The organism is Bradyrhizobium sp. (assembly GCF_049586575.1).
Lineage (GTDB): Bacteria > Pseudomonadota > Alphaproteobacteria > Rhizobiales > Xanthobacteraceae > Bradyrhizobium.
Genome location: NZ_JBAVCF010000445.1, coordinates 1 through 4,799, shown reverse-complemented (window position 1 = coordinate 4,799; position 4,799 = coordinate 1). Strand labels below are relative to the sequence as shown.

Sequence of the window (4,799 nt, the reverse complement as noted above, 5' to 3'; positions counted from 1 at the left end):
GCACTGAATCGAACCGAACTGCGTTCCTTCGATCTGCCGCGGGATCGAACCGAGCTGGCTTGCCGGGAAGACCTGCACTTTGATGCGACCGCCGGAGTCCTTTTCCAGCATTGCGGCATAGCCGTCGATCCAGGCATTCGGAATGTCGTGAACGGTCGGCGTTGAAATTTTCATCAAGTAGGTTTGCTGCTGCGCCTGCGCCTGGCCGGATGGCAGCGCCGCCCCAAGGCCGAGCGCACCGGCCGCAACCACAGTGCAAACAAGCGTTTTGGCTTTTAAAAATTGCATCCCGCCCTCCCCATAGCTGCAGTCTGGCTTTCCACCGAGGGGCCTGATTTCACGGTCGGCCTCCTACGGGCCCAGTGCACAACCAATGCGCATCTGCCGCAATAGGCCATTTGTCACGCCGCCGGGGCACGCCAAGTTGGCCGGAGGAGCGGATTGCGACCCTATTGTTGGTTGCCTGGCGTTGTTAGAACTGCCATCCCTTCCGCGCGAGTCGCTAAAACAATAATTGTGGTGATACGCTCCCTGAGTGCCACCAATATTTTAATTCGCCACCGTAGTCCACCGTACGCCGCGGTAGTCCAGGCGAGTTCATCGTGCCCGTTTACGCGGGTCCCTTTTACAGCTATGCGCGCACCATGGACGCCGTAGCCGAAAAGAAATCACGCAATTCGCGCTGGTCCCGTGACCCCGTTATGGGGCAGGACGGCGCACCGCTCGCTGCCTATCCGACCGAGCGCGACATCGAAATCTTTAAGTTGCTTGCGCGCTTCCACTATTTGCCGAGCGATTACATCCACGCCTTTGTCGGCGGCAACCAAAAAGCTCTGCTTCATCGGCTCAATCTGTTGTCGCGCAAGCCAAACCTGTATCTCGCGCGCCCGCCCCAGCAGAGGCAATGCGCCGACGCCAACTACCGCCCCCTCACCTACGCGCTCGACGAGCGCGGTGCCCGCGCATTGCGAGAGCGCGACTTACCGGTGCCCCTCAAAAGCTCGCGCCACAATTTCATTCACGAGCTGATGATCGCGCAGATCGCGGCCTCGATCGAACTCGGCACCCGAGCAAACCCCGCCGTCCGCCTCATAACGTGGCGCGACATTCTCGCTAATCCCAACACGCCGGCCCCGACCGTCCAGTTACCGATCCCGAACGCGGTCCCGATCTCCTACTCGTTCCGCGGCGAGATTCGCTCCGATCAAATCATCGCTGACGCTCGCCCGTTCGGGCTTGAGCGCATGATCGACGGCAAACGCAGTTTCTTATTCTTCCCCGGCATCGAGGCCGATTGCGGCACCGAGCCGGTGGACGCCGCCGATCCCGAGCGCTCCTCCATTGCCAAGAAATTCGCCGCTTATTTGGCCATTGCCGACCAAGGCATTCATCGCTCCCACTTCGGCTTTCCCAATTTCTTTGTCCCGTTTATCACCACGACCTCTGCCCGCCTCAACTCCATGATGGCGCTCGTCGAGCGCCTCACCGGCAAGCAGGGATCAAAAATCCTGCTCTTCAAGACCTTCCCCGCTCTCACCTCCCCCGACCGGCCGCCTCCAGCCGGCGCCCATATGCTCACGGAGCCGTGGCAGCGCGTCAGATTTCCACCGCTCCATCTCGACCGATGATCCAGCGTCTCGCAGGCAAGCTGCAGGCCGATTGAGGGTGTAGCGGCCATACTGGCACCCATGTGCCAATCAGCGCTAAGGTACCCTCTCATAGAGGAGGGCGTCATGGCCAAAGCAAAGCGACGCATCGGAAGGAACATCGCGAAGCGCAGCAAGGTGCGCGCCTCGTCGACGCGTAAGAAAACAGCAAAGCGCGCGGCTCCGAAAAAGGTGAGGTCCAAGGTCCGAAGGCCAGCCCGCGGCTCCCGGAACGTGACCGCCAAGAAAAGACCCGGCCCAAAGTCCGCAGCACGAAAGGCAGCGCGCAAACTACCGACCGCAACCGTCAAGCTACCGGTCGAAGATACGATCATCGATGTGGTTGATGAGCCGGCCCCCGGCGTGGTTCGCGTAATGGAGTACGAGGTGCTCCGTACCACTGCGCCCGAGCGCGACACGGATTCCGATATGGACTAAGAATAGTCATTCCGGCTCATTTGAAGACTCGACGTACGATGACGCCCAATGAATCCAAAACACTCAAGAAAGACTCCCGCGTCTACTGGCAGGGCAATCCCGCTGACGGCGGCACCGTCACGGAAACCAGTTGGGATGCGGTCACGATCGCCTGGGACAACGGGCACGTGGCCAAGGTGCTGCGCGGAGATATGCGCGAAATTCAGCTCACGCCGATAACGCCGCACACCGTATTGTAGTCATCGATCTGATCCGCCCACGGTTCAGCCGCTCGTGCGGCGCAATCGAGCGGCAACGGCAACTCCGATTCTAAACGCTGCAATCTCGTACACAATTCCAGATCAGCAACGCCATTCGAATGCTATTATCCAGCAACACCACGCAACTCATTCCATGATAGTAAAGTCGCCAGCATTACCCTAACGCGTGGGAGCGCGCCGACCGCGACAGACGTTAGCGGTCTCAATGGACATCCCGCAACCTCCTCCGGCTTCTCATAGTTAGCAAGAAGTTGATCCAGTAGTTCCGGTGTAATCGTCGAATTGGTCGTCATGTGAGTCTCCCGTTCGTGGTAAACTCACAGAAACCTCCTTACACAACGTTCCTGACACCCTCGCCCGGGGTAAACTCCCCGGGCTTTTTGTTGTGCCGCCAAGCCGCCTCGCGCTGCTGCAGTGCACTTGCTTGCCCTCTGGCGCTTTTCCGGCGTCCCGACCGCTTTGTCCGGTGTCGGGCGCTTGGGGTTGAAGAGCGGACATGAAGCCAACGGCGACAACCCCGCCATCATCATCCAAGTCGGCGCCACCTACAACGACCTCGGCGCGGCGACCACTGGCCCGCAGCAAGCCTCAACCTCGGCATCCAAACATACGTGAACGGTATTGAAACGAGCCCCGTCCAGATCGACACCAGCCAAGCCGCAACCGACACCGTCGACTATGTCGTCGCTGACCAAAACGGCCTCACCTCGACGACTACCCGCACCGTCATCATCCTGCCTGCGCAGGAAGGCGATGCAACAGCCCCCTCAATCGCCCCGCCCGATTCCGCAACATCGACACCAGCAATAAGTGACGACCCGGCAACGACAACGTCCGCAATGAATACCGCGACCACGACCGACGCAACAACGACGGCTCAGTAGAGCCACCAAGCCGCTCGCCAACTATCAAAATCCGTGAGGTCTTTCCCCTCCAAGTTCCGTGAGCTATCCGTCCAATTTCCGTGAGCTTCCCTTCCGGAATTCCGCAGGCTATGCAACCTGACGTTTACGCATCGAACAGCCTGCAAGACCCACAAGGCTCTTTGCTTTCCCGCTCTAATGATGTACGTTTTCGAAATTGTTTCGCCTCTTTGCCGGGGAGAAGACAATGATCTCTGGGCGATTCTTCTTTACGATCCTCGGAATTTCATTTTTCGCTTTGTTCGTCGCGATCCTTGCACCGGGCTCTCTCAGGCCCGCAGGCAGATCCTGGCATCTCGTGGTATGCAATGGACGGGAGTGTCCGCCTGGGCGGCCGGGTGCGGTCGAAGGCCGCGTCATTCCGAAGGTCGCCAAACCTCAGCACGAAAATAGCGACGCTCTCAAATCATAGCGGGCCAGTTCCCAGAAGCTGCATGACAAACATAATGGCCGCCATCGCCGCTCCGCTCCACCCAATCGCCCGTCAATCAACAGAGGCTAACTGTACCGCTAATTCGAGCCGCCAAGCCGCAGGCCTCCTATCAATATCCGTGAGCCACTCACCCACCGAAATTCGTGCGCTATTCGTCCAAAATCCGTGAGCTTCCGCGCCCGCATGGTCAGCCGCGTGTGGCTCGTCGAAACGCTCTCCCTCCAGCAATTCCACTCCGCCTTCACAACTTTTGGTCTCGTGCCTAAGAAATCAGTAACTATCTCGACCGGGTTGCGCGACCTCTGATTGAACCAAGGCGGGGCTCTTGGATTTGATCCGCATGAGACAGCCGTTCGAATACGACCGTCGGTACATGGCGAAATGCCTCTTGAAAGAGGCTACTCTTCTCGAAGAAGTCGCGCAGACGTGTGCCGATGAGGAGGCATCTCACAGATTCAGACAATTGGCTCTCAGGTGTAAAAATCTTGCAGTGTCCAAAATCATTGAGCAGACGCAGACTAAGTCCTCCCATTAGGGTCCCGTACAGCCGCACGTGGTTCGTCGAGACGCTCCTCCTCCAGCACTTCCTCTCCACCCGCCACCAAGAAGCGAAGACGGCCTAACCCAGCCCGCAACGTCCCTCCCGCCATCAAAACGGTGGCATCCAACGTATAGCGGGGCCCAGTTTGGTCAGCTCGCGAGCCCAATGATGCGCAGTCGCGCAGGCTTCCATGCCAATCAGACACCGTCGTAAGCTGGCAAAGAACCCAATAACCTGGCTACGTCGTAGTCGCTTGATAACGACCTCAGTGCCCGTCTCATCCACCCCATGGACCTGGAAAACGTTCTTGGCCAAGTCCAACCAACTGTTGTAATCTCACCCATGGATGGCTCCCGTTGCTGGTGATCTTCGACGACCACCATCTTGGCACTTCGATGCCGTCAGGGGGCCATCCACGCCATCAGTTGGCTGCCTATTTTGGGCGCTTAGGAAGCGATTCTTTCTCGACCTTTGTAGCGAGTCCGTCCCAATATTCGGCGCGTTCGATCCAGACCGCTTTATTCTTCGCCGAATCTATCGCGTTCGCCAGGATTCGGC

Annotated in this window: 6 protein-coding genes and 2 pseudogenes; 6 read left to right on the top strand and 2 right to left on the bottom strand. The window is 58.5% G+C overall.

Translation table 11 applies throughout. The annotated features are described in order from the left end of the window. Positions 1-288, bottom strand: a pseudogene (locus WB528_RS17455) (hypothetical protein); the annotation flags it as partial. A 314-nt stretch (positions 289-602) separates the two neighbouring features. Between WB528_RS17455 and WB528_RS17450 the strand changes: the two are divergent. From WB528_RS17450 to WB528_RS17430, 5 genes are all read left to right on the top strand, one after another. Next, a complete protein-coding gene (locus tag WB528_RS17450) occupies positions 603-1,628 on the top strand; it encodes a replication-relaxation family protein (RefSeq protein ID WP_423889653.1) in 1,026 nt (341 codons plus the stop codon). Between the two features lie 105 nt (positions 1,629-1,733). Further along, the gene (locus WB528_RS17445) at positions 1,734-2,084 is read left to right on the top strand and encodes a hypothetical protein (protein ID WP_423889652.1); all 351 of its coding nucleotides are present in this window, start codon (positions 1,734-1,736) and stop codon (positions 2,082-2,084) included. 38 nt (positions 2,085-2,122) lie between these two features. Next, positions 2,123-2,323: a hypothetical protein gene (locus WB528_RS17440; protein ID WP_423889651.1), complete on the top strand. Its 201-nt coding sequence runs from the start codon at positions 2,123-2,125 to the stop codon at positions 2,321-2,323. Positions 2,324-2,764: 441 nt separating this feature from the next. Further along, positions 2,765-2,959 carry a hypothetical protein gene (locus WB528_RS17435; RefSeq protein WP_423889650.1) on the top strand — a complete coding sequence of 65 codons (195 nt, stop codon included), beginning with the start codon at positions 2,765-2,767 and terminating at the stop codon, positions 2,957-2,959. Next, positions 2,956-3,228 carry a hypothetical protein gene (locus WB528_RS17430; protein ID WP_423889649.1) on the top strand — a complete coding sequence of 91 codons (273 nt, stop codon included), beginning with the start codon at positions 2,956-2,958 and terminating at the stop codon, positions 3,226-3,228. Before WB528_RS17435 ends, WB528_RS17430 begins: the two co-directional genes overlap by 4 nt. A 1,127-nt stretch (positions 3,229-4,355) precedes the next feature. Here WB528_RS17430 and WB528_RS17425 read toward each other — a convergent pair. Further along, positions 4,356-4,562 (bottom strand): annotated as a pseudogene (locus tag WB528_RS17425) (IS110 family transposase); the annotation flags it as partial. Between the two features lie 35 nt (positions 4,563-4,597). Between WB528_RS17425 and WB528_RS17420 the strand changes: the two are divergent. Beyond that, the coding region (locus WB528_RS17420; RefSeq protein WP_423889648.1) for a hypothetical protein at positions 4,598-4,799 on the top strand (202 nt) is incomplete at its 3' end.

Bases quoted from the DNA above. Each gene is read 5' to 3' on its own strand.
- WB528_RS17445 (WP_423889652.1), top strand. From the start codon at position 1,734: ATGGCCAAAGCAAAGCGACGCATCGGAAGGAACATCGCGAAGCGCAGC.
- WB528_RS17440 (WP_423889651.1), top strand. From the start codon at position 2,123: ATGACGCCCAATGAATCCAAAACACTCAAGAAAGACTCCCGCGTCTAC.